General features: G+C 41.4%; 14 protein-coding genes. 7 read left to right on the plus strand and 7 right to left on the minus strand.

The window, feature by feature from the left end:
* Positions 1-34: 34 nt before the first annotated feature.
* The 4 genes from R2S10_RS11720 (at position 35) to R2S10_RS11735 (ending at position 3,577) form a co-directional block, all read left to right on the plus strand.
* Positions 35-532, plus strand: coding sequence for a DinB family protein (locus tag R2S10_RS11720; RefSeq protein ID WP_316840625.1), 498 nt, complete (start codon positions 35-37; stop codon positions 530-532).
* A gap of 84 nt (positions 533-616) precedes the next feature.
* Positions 617-1,681, plus strand: coding sequence for a 23S rRNA pseudouridine(2604) synthase RluF (gene rluF / locus R2S10_RS11725; protein ID WP_316840626.1), 1,065 nt, complete (start codon positions 617-619; stop codon positions 1,679-1,681).
* A gap of 101 nt (positions 1,682-1,782) precedes the next feature.
* A complete protein-coding gene (rlmN, locus tag R2S10_RS11730; protein ID WP_222535601.1) occupies positions 1,783-2,832 on the plus strand; it encodes a 23S rRNA (adenine(2503)-C(2))-methyltransferase RlmN in 1,050 nt (349 codons plus the stop codon).
* A 46-nt stretch (positions 2,833-2,878) separates the two neighbouring features.
* On the plus strand, positions 2,879-3,577 hold the full coding sequence (locus tag R2S10_RS11735) for a ComF family protein (RefSeq protein ID WP_316840627.1): 699 nt from the start codon (positions 2,879-2,881) through the stop codon (positions 3,575-3,577).
* Between the two features lie 397 nt (positions 3,578-3,974).
* On the opposite strand, the gene R2S10_RS11740 is transcribed toward R2S10_RS11735, so the two are convergent.
* Entirely contained in the window at positions 3,975-6,737 is a 2,763-nt protein-coding gene (locus R2S10_RS11740; RefSeq protein WP_316840628.1) for a PAS domain S-box protein, read from the minus strand.
* An 18-nt stretch (positions 6,738-6,755) separates the two neighbouring features.
* Positions 6,756-8,027 (minus strand): serine hydroxymethyltransferase, encoded by a 1,272-nt coding sequence (gene glyA / locus R2S10_RS11745; RefSeq protein WP_316840629.1) that lies wholly within the window; start codon positions 8,025-8,027, stop codon positions 6,756-6,758.
* A 93-nt stretch (positions 8,028-8,120) separates the two neighbouring features.
* Here glyA and dxs point away from each other — a divergent pair, with 93 nt between their 5' ends.
* Positions 8,121-10,049: a 1-deoxy-D-xylulose-5-phosphate synthase gene (dxs, locus tag R2S10_RS11750; protein WP_316840630.1), complete on the plus strand. Its 1,929-nt coding sequence runs from the start codon at positions 8,121-8,123 to the stop codon at positions 10,047-10,049.
* A 92-nt stretch (positions 10,050-10,141) separates the two neighbouring features.
* On the opposite strand, the gene rocF is transcribed toward dxs, so the two are convergent.
* Positions 10,142-11,092 carry an arginase gene (gene rocF, locus R2S10_RS11755; RefSeq protein ID WP_316840631.1) on the minus strand — a complete coding sequence of 317 codons (951 nt, stop codon included), beginning with the start codon at positions 11,090-11,092 and terminating at the stop codon, positions 10,142-10,144.
* 6 nt (positions 11,093-11,098) lie between these two features.
* The gene (rocD, locus tag R2S10_RS11760) at positions 11,099-12,358 is read right to left on the minus strand and encodes an ornithine--oxo-acid transaminase (RefSeq protein ID WP_316840632.1); all 1,260 of its coding nucleotides are present in this window, start codon (positions 12,356-12,358) and stop codon (positions 11,099-11,101) included.
* A gap of 155 nt (positions 12,359-12,513) precedes the next feature.
* Between rocD and R2S10_RS11765 the strand changes: the two genes are divergently transcribed.
* Entirely contained in the window at positions 12,514-12,969 is a 456-nt protein-coding gene (locus tag R2S10_RS11765) for an Lrp/AsnC family transcriptional regulator (RefSeq protein ID WP_316840633.1), read from the plus strand.
* 86 nt (positions 12,970-13,055) lie between these two features.
* Here R2S10_RS11765 and R2S10_RS11770 read toward each other — a convergent pair whose 3' ends face one another.
* Together R2S10_RS11770 and R2S10_RS11775 are read right to left on the minus strand one after the other, a co-directional pair.
* Positions 13,056-14,720: a RagB/SusD family nutrient uptake outer membrane protein gene (locus R2S10_RS11770; protein ID WP_316840634.1), complete on the minus strand. Its 1,665-nt coding sequence runs from the start codon at positions 14,718-14,720 to the stop codon at positions 13,056-13,058.
* A gap of 23 nt (positions 14,721-14,743) precedes the next feature.
* On the minus strand, positions 14,744-17,917 hold the full coding sequence (locus R2S10_RS11775) for a TonB-dependent receptor (protein WP_316840635.1): 3,174 nt from the start codon (positions 17,915-17,917) through the stop codon (positions 14,744-14,746).
* Between the two features lie 693 nt (positions 17,918-18,610).
* Here R2S10_RS11775 and R2S10_RS11780 point away from each other — a divergent pair.
* A complete protein-coding gene (locus R2S10_RS11780; RefSeq protein WP_316840636.1) occupies positions 18,611-19,327 on the plus strand; it encodes an outer membrane beta-barrel protein in 717 nt (238 codons plus the stop codon).
* A gap of 78 nt (positions 19,328-19,405) precedes the next feature.
* Here the strand turns inward: R2S10_RS11780 and R2S10_RS11785 are convergent, their stop codons facing one another.
* Positions 19,406-22,591: a PAS domain S-box protein gene (locus R2S10_RS11785; protein ID WP_316840637.1), complete on the minus strand. Its 3,186-nt coding sequence runs from the start codon at positions 22,589-22,591 to the stop codon at positions 19,406-19,408.
* Positions 22,592-22,791 lie beyond the last annotated feature (200 nt).

A 22,791-nucleotide genomic window follows, 5' to 3' on the forward strand; every position in this document is an offset into this window, starting at 1 on the left:
CTTTTCTTTGTTCTGTAATTTAAAACACGACGAAATGGAAATGATTAAAACGTTCTTAGAAGAACTGGAGCAGGAAGCTCAAACTACGCGTAAAATGTTGGCGATTGTACCTGATGATAAATTGGATTGGCAGCCACACCCAAAAAGCATGACGGTAAAAGTACTTGCCGGCCATATTGCGGAATTACCGACCTGGATAACTTATGCGGTTACGACTGATGAATTAGACTTTGCCACTGTCCCTTATGAACCAAAACAGCTGGAAACTAATGCCGATTTGATGAAGCTTTTCGAGGAATCACTGGAAGAAGGTCGTTCATACCTATCTGCTGCAAAAGAAGAAATCTTGTCGGAACCCTGGATTTTACGAAATGGCGAGCAAATTTATTCTACATACACAAAAGGCAGTCTGATCAGACATATCTTATCACAGATTATCCATCACAGGGCACAACTAGGCGTATTTCTACGCTTATTAGACGTCCCAATTCCGGGCAGTTATGGGCCTAGTGCTGATGATACTAATTTTTAAAAGCCATAGCTTTACAATATTTTGATAGTATATGTGGGTATATTTTGATTTCTTTGTAAACTGAAACAATTTATACCCATACCCATGTCTGATTCTACCACCCGATTAAATAAATACATTAGTGAGAGCGGTCTATGCTCCAGAAGAGCTGCAGACAGATACATAGAACAAGGAAATGTGTTTATCAATGGTCGTAAAGCCAAGGTAGGCGACCAAGTATTTTTCGGGGATATCGTTACGGTGAATGGCCAGACCATTGAGCCAAAAGAAGTTGAAAATTCTATCTTAATCGCTTATAATAAACCTGTCGGCATTACCAGTACTACTGAAGCTGGCGTAAAAAGCAATATGGTGGATCATGTAAACCACAGCGAGCGGGTTTTCCCGATTGGTCGTTTGGACAAAGATTCACAAGGATTAATTTTCCTAACCAATAACGGAGATATCGTTAATAAGATCCTTCGTGCTGGAAATAACCATGAGAAAGAATATGTAGTGACCGTTAATAAACCGGTTACTGAACAGTTTATCGCTGGTATGGGCAAAGGTGTTCCTGTATTGGGCATGATGACCAAAAAGTGCAAAGTGACTAAAGAAAGTACATTTACTTTCAAGATTGTGCTTGTTCAAGGATTGAACCGTCAGATCAGAAGAATGTGTGAGCATTTCGGATTTGAGGTGACGAAACTAGAGCGTACCAGAATCATGAATGTAACGCTTAAAGGCATTCCTGTTGGCGAATGGAGAGAACTTACTCCAGCAGAGCAAACAGAGATTTTCAACCTTGTTGCGAAATCAAGCTCTTTAGAGGCGGCATCAGCAGCGAAGAAAGCAAGTAAAAAACCAGTAAATCCAGATTTCGAAGAATTAGTTGCTCCGAGAAAGAACTCTTCTGGCAGACCGGGGGGCCCAAGATCAGGCGGTCCGAGATCAGCTGGAGCTAGATCTACAGATCCAAGATCAGAATCTGAAGGCAGACCAAGAGCAGCTTCGGGTAAACCAAGAGCGGATAAAAAATCTGGTACTCCTTACCGTGGTGCTTCCAGCACTACCGATTGGAATAAAACTAATGGACCAAGCAAAAGACCAGTCAGACCGTCAAGAGGAAACTCTGGCGCACCTGGAAAAAGCAGAGGACCAAAGCGTTAAACATAATTTGACTGTCATAATCCGGCAGTAAATCCATACTTTTTAAGCCAGCAAAATCAATTTTTGCTGGCTTATTCTTTTTTTAGGTAACTTTGCATCAAATGCTTACTACAAAAAAAACAGACATACGTTCACTGGACCTCCCTCAGCTGCAACAACATTTTATAAATATGCAGGAACCTTCTTACCGTGCCAAACAGGTTTACCAATGGCTATGGGAGAAATCTGCACGCTCCTTTGAGGAAATGAGTAACCTTTCTAAAGACCTTAGAAAGAAACTGGATGAAAACTATGCAATCAATGTAGTTGAAGTAAGTAACTCTCAATTTAGTAATGACCAGACCATCAAAAGTTCTTTCAGACTATATGATGGCAATATTGTAGAAGGCGTACTGATTCCTATGGAAGAGCGTATGACAGCCTGTGTGAGTTCACAGGTAGGTTGCAGTTTAACCTGTAAATTCTGTGCAACAGGATATATGGACCGTAAACGTAACCTGAATGCTGATGAGATCTATGACCAGGTGGTTTTGATTGATCAGCAGGCTAAGAAAAACTACAATGCCCCTTTAACGAATATCGTTTATATGGGAATGGGCGAACCTTTGCTAAACTATGCCAATGTATTGAAGTCTATCGACCGTATTACTGCTCCAGACGGACTTAATATGTCGTACAAACGCATTACCGTATCTACTGCTGGTATTGCCAAGATGATCAAGAAACTAGGTGATGACGGGGTTAAATTTAACCTGGCCATCTCGCTACATGCGGCAAATGACAAGAAAAGAAATGAAATCATGCCGATCAATGAGCAAAACTCATTGAAAGCATTGGAAGAAGCTTTAAAATATTATTTCTCCAAAACAAAGAACCCGATTACTTACGAATACATTGTATTCAACAATTTCAATGATGAGATTGAAGATGCGATGGAGCTGGCTAAATTCTGTAAACACGTTCCTTGTAAAGTAAACTTAATTGAATACAATCCGATTCAGTTTGCGGCTTTCCTGAATGCGGAAGGCGACAAGATCGATGCTTTCTCTGCTTACCTGAAAAGTCAGGGTGTAAATACCAATATCAGAAGAAGCCGAGGAAAAGACATTGATGCTGCCTGTGGACAGCTGGCTGTAAAAGAGCAAAACTAAATCCCGGATTTCAACCAGGCAATGGCTAATCAACATAGATTAGCCCATGCCTTTCTCCAACTTCAATATTCCAGACCTTTTACACCTGCTCTTTCCAGCAGCCTGTTTCGGTTGTGCCCTGCCTTTAATTTCCGGCGAAGCTGATATTTGTAGCAGTTGCTTATATAGTCTACCCTATACCGATCACCACCTGGATCCGAATAACCTGGTGGCCAGGCAGTTTTGGGGACGATTACCATGTCATGCGGCCATGGCCATGCTTTTCTTTAAAAAAGAGGGCACAGTGCAACAGCTCATCCATCATTTAAAATACAGTAACCAGGCCAATCTGGGCATAAGGTTAGGTATACTCCTTGGAGAACGCCTCCAAAGCTCCCCATACTTTCAAGGGATCGACTTATTAATTCCTGTTCCACTACATAAGAAAAGATTAGCAAGGCGTGGCTATAACCAAAGTGAAGCAATTGCACAAGGCATTGCAGAGGTTATAAATGTTCCGGTTAGCAATCGCCATCTTTTCCGTACCAGCGCTACGGATAGTCAGACGCACAAAGGCAGACTCCTGCGTTTTGAAAATATGTCGACCGCCTTTGCAGTTCAACATCCAGAGGAATTGGCAAACAAACATTTATTACTGATTGATGATGTGCTCACTACCGGGGCAACCATAGAAGCCTGTGGAATCAGCCTCCTTCAAGCGATGCCAGAAAAGATCAGCATTGCTACCCTGGCCTATGTAAGCTAAATTATGTATCAGATAAAACAATCTCCAATCCTGCTCGTTTATATTAATGAGAGCGTTAATTTAGATGGTAAAGGCCGGCAGAACTCCTATTTTGGAATGGCCGGCCTTTTACTTTACAAAAGCATCTCAGCTTTCTTTTCTAGTTCATGAAAATATTTTATTACTCATTTTCAGACAGTTAAAAAACACAACCACAGAAAATCAATATAAATTCACAAATAATTCTTTATATATTTTGAAATATAAAATATATTCCTTTACTTTGACCCTGAGAGCGTTAATTTAAGGGTCGATACATTCACTTCTGTGAAATATCGGCCCTTTATCATTTCTAATCCATGAGCTTTCTCTCCATTGTTATTTCCAGAAAAATTGAATGATTTTTGAGTCCTGCTGACTAACTCAGGTATTCGGAAAGTACATTTCTCATGTCTTCCGGCTTGAAAGGCTTCAAGATGTGTCCGTTCATACCGGACTCCGCAAACTTATTGTGTTCATCGTGTAAGGTCGAAGCTGTTAAAGCAAGGATAGGTACATTTTTATAATAGTCGCCCTCCATAGCTCTAATTAATGTGGTGGCTTCAAAACCATCAATTCCCGGCATTTTTATGTCCATAAATATCAGGTCATATCGTTGTACACGGACTTTATCCAGGGCTTCTTCTCCGGTGATGGCAAAATCGAGGTTGAGTCCCCATTTTCCGAAAATACGTTTTGCAATCAGGGCGTTGATTTCATTATCATCAACCACAAGAATGCGCTTGTCACTAAACTGATTGGGTTCGGTAAAAATCTTTACCTGAGGCACATAATTGTTTGCCTTTTCAAAAGATATCTCAAAATGAAATACCGTTCCTTTTCCTTCTTCACTTTCTACCTGAATGTCTGCACCATAAAGTTCCAGCATCTTTTTGGTAATGGTTAATCCCAATCCGGTACCACCATATTTCCTGGAGATATCTGTTCTGGCCTGAATAAAGGGTTGAAAGATATAGTCGAGTTTTTCTGCAGCGATTCCAATTCCTGTATCTTTTACTTCAAAATAAAGCGAAACACGCTTCTCGGTTTCGGCTAGTTTTTTTATTTCCAAAACAATCTCGCCATCCTGAGTAAACTTAATCGCATTGCCCAATAGATTCATCAATACCTGATAGAGGCGGGTTTTATCTCCTTTAACATATTCAGGGATGTGTTCATCACAGATCAGTTTCAGCGTATTATTTCTGGCCATCACATTCATCTGCAAAGAATTGATCACATCGGAAGCCAGGGTCTTCATGCTAAAAGGAATGGTTTCCAATTGCACATTTCCAGTTTCCATTTTGGTGAGGTCCAGGATATCATTGATGATATTCAACAGGTTTTCTGCAGAGAACCGCAATAGGTTTAAATCGGGTAATTGTGATTCTTTAGGATCGTTATCAAGTAGCAGGTGCGCCATTCCTATGACGGCATTTAAAGGTGTTCTGATTTCATGACTCATCACCGACAGGAACATTTCTTTTGCAGCACTTAACTGCAGGGCCTGTTCTTTGGCCTCTACCATTTCCTTTTCTACCTGTTTCCTTTGGGAAATATCGGTAATCAGGTCGATCTGTCGTTCTACTTTTCCTTTTTCATTGACAATGGGCGTATTGGAAACGGAAAGCCAAATGTGTTCTCCTGATTTCTTTTTTGCCTGTACTTCTATGGCATAAGACTCTCTGTTGTTCGCCTTTTGTCTGGAGGCTACAATCAGTTCTCTTTGTGCTTCATCTTTAGAAAGAATGTCACCTAGTCTGAGTCCTTGTAATTCATTCAAAGAATAACCGGTTAACTTTTCCATAGAGTGGTTAATCCAGGTGGTATAACCTTCACCATCAGAGATATTTACTCCGGTATCGGTTTTACTGGCCACTAAGGAAAGCAGTTGCAATTCTTCTTCTGCCTTTTTCTTCTCTGTAATGTCCAGAATAATTTCTACTTCTATTTCCACCTTTCCTTCGTCATTAAAGACTACGGTATTGTAGATGGACAACCAGATCGGCTGTCTGTCTTTACGGTAAGCCAATAGGTCTACAGTAAAAGACTGGTGTTTGTTGGTGAGTTCACGCGCTTGTTGAATCAGTTCCAGATCCGTTCCAGGTCCCTGGATCAAATCACCAAGACGTTTACCTTTCATATCCTCCAGTGTAAAACCGGTAATTTTCTCAAAGGCCGCGTTTACCCAGGTCACGTGGTTATCGGAATCATTGATGACCACTGCATTGTTGACTTTACTCGCCACAAAGGAGAGTTTCATCAGTTCATTTTCTACTCTTTTATTCTCCGTAATGTCTCTGCCGTAAGCATACCAGCGTCTATTCTTACAGACCATATTCCAGCTCAGCCAACGGATTAATCCGCTTTTGGTGACTATTCTAAAGTCAATATTAAATTGCTTGGTACCCATAGCAAGACCTGCTTCTATGGCATGAACTACCCTATTGATATCTTCCCGGTAGCAGAATGTCCAGGCTGTTAAACCGACGGCTTCTTCCACTTCATATTCCAGCACGGAGGTAACTGCATTGTTGACAAACAGCAATTTGCCTTTATCGTCCAGGATACAATGAATTTCGGGGGATACGGTAGAGATGTTCAGCAGTTCTTCAAAGCGCTGATTTTTAAGGTTCAGTTCTTTGGCTTTTTTACGGAGGGAAATGTGGGTAATGATTTCTTTAGCGAGAATCTGCAAGCCTTCTTTCTGCGCGATGCTTAGTTCTTTACGCTGCTGATCGAAAACACAGATGGTTCCTAAGGGATAACCATCCTCATCAATTAAAGGGGCACCGGCATAGTATCGTAAATGGCCATGGTTGATGCCTGCCATATGATTGGTAAAGCTTTCATCCTCGGCTACATCACAGAGTTCGAATACCTTTCCCGACTGGATTACCCGCTCAGCAAAAGAGCTGTTTCTGGGTATTTCCTTAAAGTCCAGCCCGATCACAGATTTAAACCATAACCGATCTTCATCAACTAATACAATGACTGCTATAGGCGTGTTGCAGATCAAGCTGGCTAGCTTGGTGATATTATCGAATTCCTCTTCTGGAGGAGTATCCAATATATCGTATCCCTGCAACGCCCGCAAGCGTTCCATTTCATAAGTTGATGAAGTCTGGTTATTCGTTAGCATTGAGTAAGTTCTTCCCGTTTATTTATACAAGGGGAACTGACTTACCAAGTTGATTACTTTTTCCTTTACCGCTTTTAAATTATTCTCATCCTCAGAATTAGTAATTACCTGATCAATCAGATCAACAATGGTTTCCATTTCTTTCTCTTTGAAACCTCTGCTTGTGATGGCAGCAGTACCTACACGGATACCTGAAGTTACAAATGGCGACTTATCATCGAAAGGAACCATGTTTTTGTTCACGGTAATATCTGCTTTTTCAAGCGCATTTTCTGCTGCTTTACCAGTTATATTTTTGTTGCGCAGGTCAATCAGCATTAAATGGTTGTCTGTACCACCAGAAATAATACCGTAACCTTTGGCTACGAAAGCTTTAGCCATCGCCTGAGCATTGGCTTTCACTTGTGTGATGTAAGTTAAATATTCGTCGCTCAACGCTTCGCCGAAAGCAATTGCTTTTGCTGCGATGATGTGTTCTAATGGTCCACCTTGTGTTCCAGGGAAAACTGCCATATCTAATACAGATGACATCATTCTGGTTTCACCTTTTGGCGTTTTAATTCCGAATGGATTTTCGAAATCTTTGCCCATCATGATCATACCACCACGAGGACCACGAAGGGTTTTGTGTGTAGTAGTGGTTACGATATGGCAATGAGGTAGTGGGTTTGCTAATAAACCGCGAGCGATCATACCTGCAGGGTGTGAAATATCAGCCAATACCAATGCACCGATTTTATCAGCTACATTACGGATAAAAGCGTAATCCCACTCTCTTGAATAGGCAGAAGCACCGCAAATGATCAACTTAGGACGTTCCGCTAATGCGATTTCTTCCAGTTTAGCATAGTCGATCAAACCATCTTCTTTCTTTACTCCATAAAACAATGGCTGATACAATTTTCCTGAAAAGTTAACCGGAGAACCGTGTGTTAAGTGACCACCATGAGAAAGGTCAAATCCTAAGATTTTATCTCCCGGCTGGATCACTGCAAGCATTACTGCTGCGTTTGCCTGAGCGCCTGAATGCGGTTGTACGTTTACCCATTCTGCCCCAAAAAGCTGCTTTGCACGCTCAATAGCTATGGTTTCCACCTCATCTACTACCTGGCAACCGCCATAGTATCTTTTTCCCGGAAGGCCTTCAGCATATTTATTTGTTAAACATGATCCTGCGGCTTCCATTACTTGTTTGCTCACAAAGTTTTCAGAAGCGATCAGCTCCAGGCCATTTTCCTGACGGTCCAATTCCCTGTCAATCAAATCAAAAATTAAAGTATCTCTAGTCATTTATTGAAGTATTAATTTGTAAAATTAACGATTTTCCTTCTTAGTTTGGTAACAAAATACCTTACTTTGTAGTTCTATTCTATAAATCACTGCATGGAAGATATCACCCGTCCATTATTACCAAACATAAATTATCCTGCTGATTTAAAGCAGTATAAAGAAGAAGATCTCGAGCAAATCTGTCAGGAACTACGCCAGTACATCATTGATGTAGTGAGTGTAAACGGAGGGCATTTTGGCGCAAGTCTGGGTGTAGTGGAACTCACAGTAGCCTTACATTACGCTTTAAATACACCTTACGACAAGCTGGTCTGGGACGTTGGCCATCAGGCTTACGGACATAAAATCCTGACCGGAAGAAAATCAGTATTTCATACCAACCGCCTCCTGAATGGGATCAGCGGATTTCCAAAAATCTCTGAAAGTGAATACGATACCTTTGGTGTTGGCCACTCTTCTACTTCTATTTCTGCAGCATTGGGTATGGCAGTTGCTTCTCAATTAAAAGGAGAAACCGACCGTCAGCACGTTGCCGTAATTGGCGATGGCGCCATGACCGCGGGTCTGGCTTTTGAAGGCTTGAACCATGCGGGTATTGAAGATTCTAACCTTTTAGTGATCCTCAACGACAACTGTATGTCGATTGATCCTAATGTGGGTGCATTAAAGGAATATTTAACGAGTATTACCACTTCAAAATCATACAATCGCTTCCGCGATGACATTTCCAGTGTTTTAATTAAGCTTTCTGAACTGGGGCCAAATGCCCATAAGTTTGTAAAGAAAATTGAGAAAAGCATTAAAGGCACTTTATTAAACCAGAGCAATTTATTTGAATCCTTAAATTTCAGGTATTTTGGTCCGGTAGACGGCCATGATGTAGTGCGTTTGGCACAGGTGATCCGCGATTTAAAAGACATTCCCGGCCCTAAACTCTTACATTGTGTAACGGTTAAAGGAAAAGGTTTCGCTTTAGCGGAGAAAGACCAGACCAAATGGCATGCACCAGGTTTGTTTGATAAGATTACCGGAGAAATCAAGAAATCGACTGTCGACAAGCCTCAGCCACCAAAATATCAGGATGTTTTCGGACATACACTGGTAGAACTGGCAGAAGAGAATAAAAAAATTGTGGGCATTACGCCTGCTATGCCATCAGGCTCTTCGATGAACATCATGATGAAAGCGATGCCTACACGTTCATTTGATGTGGGGATTGCAGAGCAACATGCGGTTACTTTTTCTGCTGGATTAGCTACACAAGGTTTAGTGCCTTTCTGTAACATTTATTCCAGCTTTATGCAAAGGGCCTACGATCAGGTGATCCATGATGTGGCCATTCAAAACCTGAATGTGGTGTTCTGTTTAGACCGTGCAGGATTTGCAGGATCTGATGGGGCAACTCACCATGGTGCTTACGATTTAGCCTACATGCGTTGTATTCCAAATATGACCGTTGCTGCGCCAATGAATGAGGAAGAGCTGAGAAACCTGATGTATACTGCACAATTGGAAAATCAAGGTCCGTTTTCTATCCGTTATCCGAGAGGAAATGGAGTGTTAACAGATTGGAAACGTCCATTCAAGGCATTAGAAATTGGTAAAGGTCGCAAAATATGTGATGGAGAAGATGTGGCGATACTGACCATCGGTCATGTGGGTAATTTTGCTGTAGAGGCTTGTAAAGAGCTGAACAGTGAAGGCATTCATCCGGCACATTACGACATGCGTTTTGTGAAACCACTAGACGAGGCTTTATTACACGATGTGTTTAAACGCTATAAAAACGTGATCACAGTAGAAGATGGCTGTCTGCAAGGCGGCCTAGGGAGCGCTGTGCTTGAGTTTATGGCAGATCATCAGTACAACGCCAACGTTACGCGTTTGGGCATCCCTGACGAGTTTATTGACCATGGCGAGCAACAGGAATTATGGGCACTATGTGGCTATGATACCGCTGGCATCATTACCGTGGTAAAAAAAAACGCTGTAAGGAGAACAACAGCAACAATCGCATCGTAAATCAATAGCATTTTATAGCAAAACAGGCCGAATCTTCATGATCCGGCCTGTTTTTTTATCCGCTTATTTCTGTTTATTCGGCAAAGTTTCGTTTATACCAGATCAGGTGTAATTTGCTCCAACACCTCGAAAGCAGTTTCTGCCATTTTATTGCCTTTGTTATCAAGTAAAGGGTTTACCTCTACCACTTCAAAGCAGACTACTTTTTGAGCAGCCATAATTTGTTTCAGCATGGCAATCACTTCGTACTGATCAAATCCTTTAGCCACAGGCGTACCTGTTCCATTGGAGATTAAATCGCAATCCATACTGTCTACATCAAAAGAAATATAAATCAGCTGGCAGTCGCTTAGCCTTTTCAGCGCTTCGGCGATACAAGTATCGATGCCTCTGAAACGGACTTCTTCTACCTTATAGTTCTTAATACCTAAATCCTGGATCTGATCATCTTCTGCGCTTTCTGTATCCCTAACACCGAAATAAATCAAATGTTCAGGTTTCAGTTTCTGCTGATCCGTACCGATGGTTTTGAGTTTATCCCATAGCAACTGGGTTTCGCTGCTCACTTCATTTACCTGTGCCTTCAAATTATCATTGGCCAGTGCAGCTGCCAAAGGCATTCCATGTATATTTCCGGAAGGGGAAGTATATGGGGAATGTAAATCGGCGTGTGCATCTATCCAGATCACACCAAGGTTCTGGTCCGGATAAGCGGTTTTAATGCCACTGATGGTTCCTAACGCGGAGGAATGGTCACCGGAAAGCACCAGAGGAAAATCATTATTCCCTAAAGTTTGTTCCACCGCTTTGGCCACGCGGGTACATTGCTCTAGCACATGCTCGATTCTTTTTGCAAAAGAATTCCGGTCTTTGTTATAGATCGTTTCATTATGGGTTTCCACATCCAGATGAGGGAAATTGTTGAAGTAATCGCTGCCCATGTTAATGGCAGCTACCTCAATCGCATCTATTCCCATATCAGATCCACGTGTTCCGGCACCAATATCAGATCGGTTCTTAATGAGCCTGATGGTTCTTTTCATAAATCTCTAGGCGAAGTTCAATAAGGATTTTTCAATGATCACTAAACTTTCCTTGATTTGCGCTTCCGTAATCACCAATGGCGGCGCTAAACGGATCTTGTTGCCTTGTGTAGGTTTTGCCAACAAGCCATGCTCCTGAAATTTAACACAGATGTCCCATGCCATATCAGATTCTTCTGTACAATTGATTACGATTGCATTGAGCAATCCTTTACCTCTTACCAGTTCAATCACCCCAATTCTGCTGGCGATGTCTTCTAAACCTTTTCTCAGGATTTCTCCCAGTCTATTGGCATTTTCAGAAAGGTTCTCATCCAGCACCACCTGTAAAGCTTCCTGAGCTACCGCGCAGGCAAGTGGGTTTCCACCATAGGTAGAACCATGTTCGCCTGGTTTAATGGTCAGCATCACTTCATCATTGGCCAGCACTGCTGAAACCGGCAACACACCTCCGGAAATGGCTTTCCCCAGAATGATCATATCCGGCTGATTGGTTTTATCGGTATCATTGATATCGTAGGAAGCCAACATACTGCCTGTACGGGCAATCCCGGTTTGGATTTCATCTACAATGAACAACACATTATATTTTTTACATAGCGCATTGATGCGTGGCAGATAATCGCTATCCGGCACTACTACTCCTGCTTCGCCCTGAATCGGCTCCACAATAAATCCTGCTATGTTTTTATCTTCTTTTAACAGCGCTTCAAAAGCTTCCACATCATTGTATGGCACGCGGGCAATCCCTTCCACAAATGGGCCGAAATCTTTAGTTGCACTTTCGTCGTCGGATGCAGAAATCACAGAGATCGTACGGCCATGGAAGTTTCCATTGGCAAAAACGATCTTCGCCTGATTGGCAGGAATGCCTTTTACCTGATAGGCCCATTTTCTGCAGAGCTTCATGGCACTTTCTACCGCCTCAACGCCGGAATTCATAATCAAAGCTTTATCAAAACCGAACAGATTACACATAAATTCTTCCAGATCACCCAACTTATCGTTGTAAAATGCACGGGAGGTTAGGGTTAATTTTTCGGCCTGACGCTTTAAGGCATCAATAATCCTGGGGTGACAATGGCCCTGGTTCACTGCCGAATAAGCGGAAAGAAAATCATAATACTTTTTCCCTTCTACATCCCAGAGGAACACGCCAGCCCCTTTTTCCAATACTACTGGCAAAGGATGATAGTTGTGTGCGCCGTATCTGTTTTCTTTTTCTATTAGTGCTTCGACTTTACTTAAATTTGCTGAAATTCCCATTGTTTACTATATTATTTGGTAGGCTGGCGAAGTTAATAATATTTATTATTTAACACCAGAAAAAAGAGAATTTGACTTTTACAGCACAATAAAAGTACTATTTAACTTTAAATGACCGATATTCGGAAAATAAACGTAATCTTAAAAGAACCATAATGGATGCTATTGATGAATTTGATGTTCAAATTTTAAAACAACTTGAAAAAGACGGACGCATGGCGTATTCGGCTATTGCCGCTGCACTGGGCGTGTCTAATACGATGGTGCATCAAAGGGTATCCAGATTGATAGAGCAAGGAATACTGACCGGGATCAAGCCCGTTCTAGATGAGAAAAGAATTGGTTACGATTGGGGAGCTTTTACTGGCATCACCTTGGAAAAGGATAGCGATTCTAACCGGATTATTGAGGAATTAAAGAAAATCCCTGAGGTAACAGAATGCTATTACATCACAGGTGTGTATACCTTATACATAAAAATCATTGCCAAAAACCATGAACACATGAGGCGGATTTTATATGAGCAAGTGGACGGTATTCCTGGTATTGCCAAGACCGATTCTATCATTGAACTGGGTTGTGCCTTTAAGCGGAATATCATTTTAGAATAAGCCCGAAGGCCTGAATTTAGAAGGCCGTTTACCTCTTTCGAGGAAACGGCCTTCAGCTGATTTATTTTTCGGAACAATTGTGTGGATTAATATCCAAGGGTTTGTACCAGTACCCCTTTTGACTTATCCATTTCGACTTGTGGAATCGGCATCAGGTATAATTTATCAGTCCAGATCCGTTGCTGAACCTGACCATTTCTTACGTCATATATTGTTTTCATCACATTTGGTGCAATTTTCCACCTTCTGATGTCCATGTAACGATGACCTTCTAAAGCCAGCTCTACCCTGCGTTCTGCTCTGATAAACTCTCTCAATGCGTCTTTAGTTGCATATTTAGTTCTGTTTACCACTGGCATACCTGCACGGGTTCTAATCTGATCTAAGGCATCATAAATGGTACCATCCGGACCTGAAACCTCATTCTTCGCTTCTGCATAGGTTAAAAGAATCTCTGCATAACGAATGATAATCACGTTTGCATGGCTCTCTATCTTCTCTATATAAACAGTCGGGTCTACAAGCTTGCGGAAGTTATAACCGGTTTTAGAGTTGTTGTTGTCATTTGCTCTCGAATCATAGATATATGGCTCTTCGTCAATAGAATTCCACACGGCACCATGAAACTGAATGCTCGCATAAAAACGAGGATCACGGTTTCTATATTCCTTCACGTAATCCGTTGAATCTTTCACATTTTCATACCATGTAGCACGTTGTGCCGGATCAACAGGAACAACCGCTTCACCAGTCTGATAACTTTCATAAGCATCTACCATAGATTGCGTTGGCGTTATTGAGCTCCAGCCTTTCAAATTATTAGGTCCCAGAAGCTTATTTATATCATTACCACCCTTTTGTCTAACCACCTGCCGATCCAGGATCACTTCGGAGTTATTTTCATGCTTTTGATAGAAAAGACGTTCGTAGCTTCTTAAGCCCTTCCGGAATTTCTCCTGATCTGCCGCATCTGCAAAATCTACCCATTTAGAATAATCATCCAATTTATCTTTTGGTTCTTCTTCAGTGGTAGTAAATAAGCGATACCCCATACCCATTACGGTACTAGCCAATTCGGCTGCCTTTTGAAACTGACCATCATAAAGGTAGACACGTGCCGTTAAAGCCAATGCTGCTCCTTTGGTGATTCTGCCTTTCTCATTTGGTTTTCCACCAGCATATTCTTTAGGCAAGATCTTAGCCACGGTATCCAATTCCGATAGGACAAATTTAAGGACATCTTTTTTCGGTTTCCTTGGTAGATTCTCTTCTCCTAGTACCAATACCTTAGTAAACAAAGGTACATCCCCAAAACGACTCATTAGATTGAAATAATCAAGCGCACGGATAAAACGCACTTCCGCTTTGTATCTTTCTAAAAGTGCAGGATCGATGACTTTAACTCTATCTGCATTTTCCAGGAAATAATTTGCACGGCGAATGCCGACAAAACTCCATCCGGCATCAGTATCTGAACCTATTGTACCTGCAGCGATCGGGTTTGAAGGACTATCCCAGGAGTTTTGCACCTGGGCATTATCTGTTGCACCATCATTAAAGGCAGTTCCATCTCCTGGCAATTGAGAATAAACGCCATTAACCACCTTAAAAACATCTTCTTCAGATTTCCAGAAAGCTTCTTCCGTCAACTGATTCAATGGAGGTCTCTCCAAAAAGTCTTTTTTACAGGCGGTGATGGACGAAAGCGCCAGTAAGCCTGTAAGTATATATATTGATGATTTCTTATTCATAATTTTAAATTTTATCATAACGATTAAAACGCTGCACTTAAACCTATCGACCAGGTTTTCATACCTGGGTATCCTGCACGGCCTGAAGCCATTTCCGGATCAAAATCTTTCAAGCGTTTATCAGCCATGAATGTGAAAGGGTTATTCGCACTTCCGTACACTCTAAGATTCGTCATTCCTAGTTTTTTAATCATTTCCGGTTTAAAGGTATATCCTAAAGTAATTGCTCTGATTCTGAAATAAGAAGCATTGAACAACCAGAAAGAAGAGGTTTTGGTATAGTTTTGGGCACCGTCATTTGAAGTCAGGATACGAGGAAAATCCGCATTTGCATCTGGATTTCCTGCGGTCCATCTGTTTTCCCATGCAGTTTTAACACCTGCGCCATTAAAGAAAGGATATGCTGCTTCTTCAGAGAAGTAAGTTTCCACATTACCTACACCGTAGGTCAATATGCCAAGATCAAAACCTTTGTAAGCAGCATTGAAGTTGAAACCATAGTTTAACCAAGGCACATCATTACCAATAATGGTACGGTCTTCTGAGGTCACTTTTCCATCACCAGTGATATCTCTGTATTTGATGTCACCAGGTTTTGGAGCAATCTCCTGAACTGCATGGTTGTTGATATCTGCCTGATCTACAAATAAACCATCTGCGATATATCCATAGTAAGAACCAATAGACTGTCCAACTCTCTGAATAAATAAGCCATCAAAAGCATCATCACCTCTACCTAATGAAGTGATTGTATTCTTGATTACTGATAAATTTCCACCGATGCTGAATTTAAAATCATCACCAATCTGATCATTATAAGTTAAACCAATCTCAAAACCTTTGTTTCTGGTAGAAGCACCATTAGACAATGGTAATTTATCGAAAGCCACCCCTATGGTTGCCTGTTGAGGGATACGAACCAATAAATCTTTGGTATCCTTAATGTAGTAATCAGTCACTAAATCTAACTTACCATTGAAGAAAGTTGCATCAATACCGAAATCGGTCATATATACCTTTTCCCAGGTTGCTAATGGATCAGAAATCACATTCTGAGCAACACCTGTTTGCGCATTATTTTCAAAGCTATATTCATATCCGATATCCAGCAGGTTATAATAGTTACCCACTTTTACCACATCCTGATTTCCTAATGAACCATAAGATCCACGAAGTTTCAAGTTGCTGATCCATTTGATGTCCTGCATAAAATCTTCTTTACTTACCAACCATCCGGCCGAGAAAGAAGGGAAAACTGCACGACGCAGATCTTCACGGAAACGGGAAGAATAATCGATCCTTGCATTGGCCTCAAATAGGTATTTATCTTTGTATGCATAGTTAAAACGACCAAAGAAAGAACGTAATGCCCATTCTGTTTGCAACGTACGATTGGCTGCACCATCATCATCATTACTGATGTCGTCACCATTAGCAGAACCACTTCCTACAGTTGTCATGTCATCATTAGGAAAATTCTTTCTACCCAGAAACGCATCTCTGCTGACGTTACTTTCCTGACTGGCACCTACAATAATTTTACCGAAATGATCGCCAAAAGTTTTTTGGTAATCTACCGTTCCCTGAACCAATACTTCTTGTCGCTTGCGCCAGTATTCCTTCATCTCATTAATCGGATTTCCAGTTGCTCCCAATTCCTTCTTACTCTGGTAACCTATAATAGGCTTCATTGTACTTTCAAAAGCCCAGGAGTTGTTGTTAAAATACTTTAAGGAAGCCAATCCATTAATGGAAAGCCCTTTTAAAGGTGTTAAGCTCGCATTTACTGCCGTTTGCAAGTAATTATCTTTATCCCATGAGCTTCCACCTTCCTGCAATCGACGAATCTGATTACGTCCGGCATTACCTGCAGATTCTGTACCACCACTCATTGATCCCCATGCGCCATTAGATTGGCGTAACACTGTAATTGGCAGAGAGCGACTCAATTCCGTCCAGGATAGGGCTTCTCCTTCACGAGAATAGTTCTGGTTGATGAAAGAGATATTTGTTCCGATGCTCAACAAGTCTGGGACTATTTTACTGTCTGTGTTCAGTTTAGCCACCATACGGTCTTGTTTTTTACCTGGAATTAAAGATTCCTGCCCCATATAAGTTACACCTAAATAGGTGCTGGTAATTTTACCCGGAGAATTAATATTCAAGCTTACCTCGCTTTGTGGTGCGCTTTTTCTTAGTGCTTCTTTGTACCAATCTGTATTTGGATAAAGATCTGGCTGAGAACCATTTCTAAACAATTCAATTTGCTCAGGCGTATATTTTGCTTTTCCGCCTCCGTTGGTCAACGCTTCATTATATAACAAAGCATAATCCGTAGAATTTACAAATTTAGGCAGATATGCTGCAGTCTGCCAGCCATAGTTGGCATTGAACTGAATGGTTGTTCTATCTCCTGAACCTCTCTTTGTCGTTACCACAATTACACCATTAGCAGCCCTTGATCCATAAAGTGATGCTGAAGCTGCATCTTTTAAAACAGACATGTTAGAAATATCCAATGGGTTTAATGTTGCGAATTCCTGAGCTGTTGCTGGAATACCGTCAATGATATACATTGGCCCAGAACCAGCTGAAAGACTGCTTCTTCCACGAATTGCAATGGTACCTGTACCATTTGAAGTTCCATCAGCACGACGACCTACATCGCCAGGGCGTTGTAAAATTGTTAAGCCCGGTGTTACTCCCTGTAAAGCATTCTGAACCGAGGTTACTGGTCTGTTAGCTAAAGTTTTTGGGCTTATAGTGGCCACAGCACCAGTTAAGCTGGATTTTTTCTGTGTACCGTAAGCTACTACCACTACCTCATCCAGGTTATTAGGTTCAGTAATTAAAGTAACATTGATTTGTTTTTGGTTATTTACCGGAATTTCCTGCGGCGTATAGCTTAGCATTTTGAATACCAATACACCGTCTTCTGGTACACTGATTGAGAAATTTCCGTTTGCATCAGTACTGGTTCCACGACCAGGCGCTGATTTTAGACTTACCGTTACGCCCGGTAAGGGGCCTTGACTGTCTTTTACAGTTCCTTTCACAACGATATCGGCAAGGTTAGTCCTCACGTTGTTTTTTTGAGCCCGGGGCTTAACCACAGCTAAGGCATCCTGCACAAACAGGAGCATTACTGCCATTAAAACCCAGATCCCTGTGGTTTTAAAAAGTTGGTTTTTTTTCATTATTGATTTGGTTGTTAAAGAATAATTAAATCAATGTTACGTATAGTAATCACGATTTAAAGTACTTTAAAGGCCTTCGGTTTACGCAAACGGTTGTGCAAAAGTATGCCGGATAACGAAATTACCGAGTCTAACTCAGCGTCCAAGTACAATCCCTTCTCCCAGACCAAACACCTAACCCCCTAAGCACAAGAACTTAGCGTACACTAAGAATTTCAACACTGCAAAATAGCTGTTATAAATGTTTTCTCTATACGATAATAACAAAGAGAGCACACTATCCTTCCGCGCAAACGGTTGAATAAGGCTTCAATGTGTTTTAATGAGGGTTGAGAAACACAAAAATTCTCTTTTTGTTTTCTTAAAAAAATATTAATAGAAATGTATTACAATTGAAATCCAGAATTCCTTAATAAACACAAAAACCGCGTTTAAACACATAATTTCTGACAAATAAATTACTATATCTCTGAAAGTTATTCCTTAAATAGGGCTGACATCCTTAATTAATTAGTCAGATATTCAAGCGCTAAGATCAACAGCTTAGTGTAAAAAATCAAACAGACATTCAGCTAGTTAGCTACAAAAATACAGGTAATGACATTCAATTGACACAATAAATTCTATTAAGACTACTTTTGCAACCTTAATTTTTTAGTTAATTAACATCTATTTAACAATAAAAACACAATTATGAAAAAAGGATTACTTATCGCAGGCCTTGCACTTTTCGGAGCTGCAGCACAAGCACAAGATCTTAAACCAGTTGCGGGTGACGTGACTACTGAGTTTGGTTTAACTGGTGGTATCAACAGAACAAACTTCAAACTGAATGACGGTGCTGGAATGTTACGTTTCCGTTATTTCCAAAAAGAAAACCTTGCTTTCCGTTTAGGTTTCAATGTAGAGTCTACAAATGACAAAACTAACGTATATGGCCTTGACAACACGCAACATGCTGGTAAAAAAGGCTCTATCGATGAATCAGCTACTAAAGTATTGATCAACTTAGGTGTTGAGAAACACTTTGCAGGTTCTTCACGTTTATCTCCATATGTTGGTGCTGACCTTCTTTTCGGTACAGGTTCTTCGAAAGTTAAAACTGATAACGCAGTAATCACTGGTGCATCAGCAGGAGCTTATGCAGACGGAACTTTCATCGAAGCTAAAGCGCCTAGCTATACTTCTATCGGTCTTCGTGGAGTTATTGGTGCGGATTATTACATCGCAAAACGCTTATTCTTAGGTGTTGAAGCAGGTTTAGGTTTTTCTTATGAAAAAGAAGGTAAATCAGAGACTAAAACTACTATTGGTGGTACTACTACTACTGTTAAACATAAATCAGCAGGAAGCAACACTAGCATCAGTCCAAGTGTAATCACTGGATTACGTGTAGGTTTCGCATTCTAAATAAAAAACTGATCTGATCAGTTTTTATACTTGAAGGCGGTTTAAACGAGAGATATCCTCTTGTTTAAACCGCCTTCCTTATTTCAGCCATTTTTTGAATACCTGGGCGATTTCTTCTTCCAGCACAGGTTTTGACAGGAAGTCGTTCATTCCTGAAATGATGCATTTCTCCCGCTCTCCCTTCACGTTTCCTGCCGTTAGTGCAATAATCGGTACATCGAGCAGGTCTAATTCGTTCCTAAGGTATTCCGTGGCTTCATAGCCATTCATTTCGGGCATTTGAACATCCATCAGGATCAGGTCCGGAACTTGTAATTTACAATGGGCCAGGCATTCCAATCCATTTGTTGCTTCATGAACCTGGGCCATTGGAACTATTCTTTTCACAATGGTTTTGGCGAGTAGCATATTGATCAGGTTATCCTCGGCGATGAGTACATGAAGAAGCTGCGGACTACGTTCCATATTTGTCCTAAGGGTATCTTTTCCCTTGCTCAACAGGTTTTTCTTCATGACTGCATCAGTATTCCAATCCTCTGGCGATGCATCTTCAACTTTCAGCAGGAGGTCAAAGAAGAAAGTACTGCCCGTCCCCGGACAACTGACTAGTTCTAGCTTGCTTCCCATTAGGCCCAAAAGCTGATTGGAAATACTCAGTCCGAGTCCTGTTCCTCCATATCTTTTGGTGGTAGAACCATCTTCCTGGGAGAAGGCTTCGAACACTTTACCCTGCTTATCAGATTTAATTCCAATTCCGGTATCTTTTACCTGGAAACGAATCTTCATCATGTCTCCTACTCTTGGGGCTAGTGTGGTTATTTTAAGCTCTATTTCCCCTTTTTCTGTGAACTTCACTGCATTACTCAGCAGGTTGATCAATATTTGCCTAAGCCTAACCCAATCTGTCCATATAAAGCCGGGCAACATTTCATCAATATTGAATTTAATTTCTAATGCTTTCCTTTGCGCCTGGTACATATTGATATCGATCGCCTGATGGCCCAATTCATAGAGGTCGCACTTCTCAATCTCGAGTTCCAGCTTTCCTGATTCAATTTTAGAAAAATCAAGAATATCACTGATAATCCCCAATAAGGCATTTGCAGATTCATTCACGATGGTGAGGTATTGCTCCTGAATGGGATTCAATTCCGTTTTTAACACCAGGTCTGTAAATCCGATGACCCCATTGAGTGGCGTCCGAATTTCATGGCTCATATTGGCTAGAAACTCTGATTTCGCCATACTGGCATGTTCTGCCTGTTCTTTGGCTTTGTTCAGTTCCTGGCCTTGTTTACTACTCTCGGTAATGTCCTGGCTAAAGATCATGATGCCACCAATTTCTCCATCAAACTGATACCATGGTCTTAGCTCCCAGCGGAGGTATTGGTCATGATCCCAGCCTTCTGGTCTCCAGATATCGGTTTCATTTGTGATTACTTCTCCTTGTAGGCAGCGTTGGTGAACATCCATACGATGGCGACTCACGCCCGGTAGCACATCGTAATGGCTTTTACCGTAGAGGTCTGTTCCTTGCAGCTGATACTCTTCGAGCCATCGGTTGCTGACTGCAATATAACAGAGTTTGCTATCCAGCATGGCAACTGCAGCCGGCGCATGACTTACAAAAGCGGAAAGCCTTGCCTTTTCTTCAGAAAGGGCTATTTCCGCACGTTTTTTCTCATCTATATTCTGGAATGTTCCATAGAGACGTCTACAGAGTCCTCTTTCAAAATCTGAATGCCCAAGTACACGCACCCAAATTTCCTTTCCTGTATTTGTTTGGAGCAGTAATTCCAGGTCCCAGGATTCACCTAGTTCCATCGCCCTTGCTACGGCGGCTTTGATATTGTCCCGATGCGGTCCTTCTTTATAAAACAGCAAGGCGCTTTCGAGTTTAGGCTCAAAATCACAGGGCACTTCATGGATTTGTCTGGTAATTTCCGTCCATGTCAGGCTTTGATGAATGAGGTCAAGATCCCAACCTCCAATCTGAGCCACCTCACTGGTTTGTTCCAACATTTTTGTGGTTCTCTCCAGTTCTCTTTCCAGACGGTGTTTCTCAGTAACATCGATGGCATTAACGATCACATATTTTTGTCCGTACAGGTCATGCTCGACCACATTATTGTAAAATAACACCCGGGAGGACCCATCTTTATGCAGGATGGTCATCAAACCAGAAGACCTTCCTTTCTGTTCCATTTCTTTCAGGTAACCTGCTACAAAAGGCTGTTGTTTCGGCGTAGTCAGGTCATACAGGGTCATTTCGGAAAGCACATTGGCAGCATAACCCAATAGCAATGCTCCTGCAATATTTACGGAGAGAAAAGTGCCTTTCATATCATGGGTACACATGAGTCCCTGAGAATTTTCAAAGAAAGAGCGCATGTTATTTTCACTTAACCGGATCTTTTCATCCCTTTCGTTTTCGACACTGATGTCTCTGGCAATCGCAAATACATGATCCGTTCCAGGCTCTGGTGTTGCGGTCCATTGCAGCACTTTATATTCTCCACTGGCCGTTAAAAAACGGGCCACGAAATTAGTGGTACTTTTTCCGGCACTGAGTTTTTCCATTTCCTCAAAGCTATCCACAAGATCGTCTGGATGAACCAGACTTAAAAAGCTATGGGACATCAGCTGTGCTGATTTCCACCCTAGGATTTTTTCAAATGCTGGGTTGATTTTTTTAAAGAACCCGTCCAGACCGGCAATACAGATGAGGTCATTTGACAACTCGTATAGCTGATCAAAATACTGATGTTCTGCCTTTTCTCTACGGCTCACAATGAGCATCATGGCCTGTTTGGCGAGTAAGGTAAGCGTATCTCTTTGCACATTGGTCAGCACTTTAGGTTCCGGACCCAAAACACATAGCGAGCCGATTGCATAGCCTAATGGATCTATCAGAGGATAGCCCGCATAAAACCTGATATTGGGGTAACCGGTTACCAGCACACTATTTTTAAAACGATCGTCTTTTGTTGCATCTTCTATTTCAAAGAGCGCATCCTTTAGAATGGTATATTGACAAAACGCGATTTCCTTAGTTGTTTCCATTTCGGCAATCCCTTGTTTTGATTTAAACCATTGTCGGTTTTCATCTAGTAGGGCAATGAGGGAAACCGGGCTTTCACAAATCATGGAGGCCAATTCTGTGATTCTGTCAAACTCCTTCTCGGCTGGAGAATCCAGAATTTGATAGCCTTTTAACGCTTGCACTCGTTCTTTTTCGGCTAATGGTAGACTGGGTATTTTCATGGGAATGATCAATCTATTGAGGGCAGATCTCATGCCCTATAACAAATATAACATTTAGAAGTACATGTTGTTTTTTTTGCTAAACAAATCAAGAACGCGATTACTTTAACAATTTGACGGCATTGGAAGCATCCTTATTCAAGCCTAACAGGGCCTTGGAGCAGGTTTTTGGAGCAGTCTGAAATAACAACACCTCCTGA

It is taken from the genome of Pedobacter gandavensis (assembly GCF_032678745.1).
Classification (GTDB): Bacteria; Bacteroidota; Bacteroidia; order Sphingobacteriales; family Sphingobacteriaceae; genus Pedobacter; species Pedobacter gandavensis_C.

Coding starts and splice junctions, on each gene's coding strand:
- R2S10_RS11740 (WP_316840628.1), bottom strand. CDS start 6,737: ATGCTAACGAATAACCAGACTTCATCAACTTATGAAATGGAACGCTTG.
- R2S10_RS11720 (WP_316840625.1), top strand. CDS start 35: ATGGAAATGATTAAAACGTTCTTAGAAGAACTGGAGCAGGAAGCTCAA.
- rocD (WP_316840632.1), bottom strand. CDS start 12,358: ATGGGAATTTCAGCAAATTTAAGTAAAGTCGAAGCACTAATAGAAAAA.
- R2S10_RS11785 (WP_316840637.1), bottom strand. CDS start 22,591: ATGAAAATACCCAGTCTACCATTAGCCGAAAAAGAACGAGTGCAAGCG.
- rluF (WP_316840626.1), top strand. CDS start 617: ATGTCTGATTCTACCACCCGATTAAATAAATACATTAGTGAGAGCGGT.
- rlmN (WP_222535601.1), top strand. CDS start 1,783: ATGCTTACTACAAAAAAAACAGACATACGTTCACTGGACCTCCCTCAG.
- glyA (WP_316840629.1), bottom strand. CDS start 8,027: ATGACTAGAGATACTTTAATTTTTGATTTGATTGACAGGGAATTGGAC.
- R2S10_RS11735 (WP_316840627.1), top strand. CDS start 2,879: ATGCCTTTCTCCAACTTCAATATTCCAGACCTTTTACACCTGCTCTTT.
- R2S10_RS11770 (WP_316840634.1), bottom strand. CDS start 14,720: ATGAATAAGAAATCATCAATATATATACTTACAGGCTTACTGGCGCTT.
- R2S10_RS11765 (WP_316840633.1), top strand. CDS start 12,514: ATGGATGCTATTGATGAATTTGATGTTCAAATTTTAAAACAACTTGAA.
- R2S10_RS11780 (WP_316840636.1), top strand. CDS start 18,611: ATGAAAAAAGGATTACTTATCGCAGGCCTTGCACTTTTCGGAGCTGCA.
- dxs (WP_316840630.1), top strand. CDS start 8,121: ATGGAAGATATCACCCGTCCATTATTACCAAACATAAATTATCCTGCT.
- R2S10_RS11775 (WP_316840635.1), bottom strand. CDS start 17,917: ATGAAAAAAAACCAACTTTTTAAAACCACAGGGATCTGGGTTTTAATG.
- rocF (WP_316840631.1), bottom strand. CDS start 11,092: ATGAAAAGAACCATCAGGCTCATTAAGAACCGATCTGATATTGGTGCC.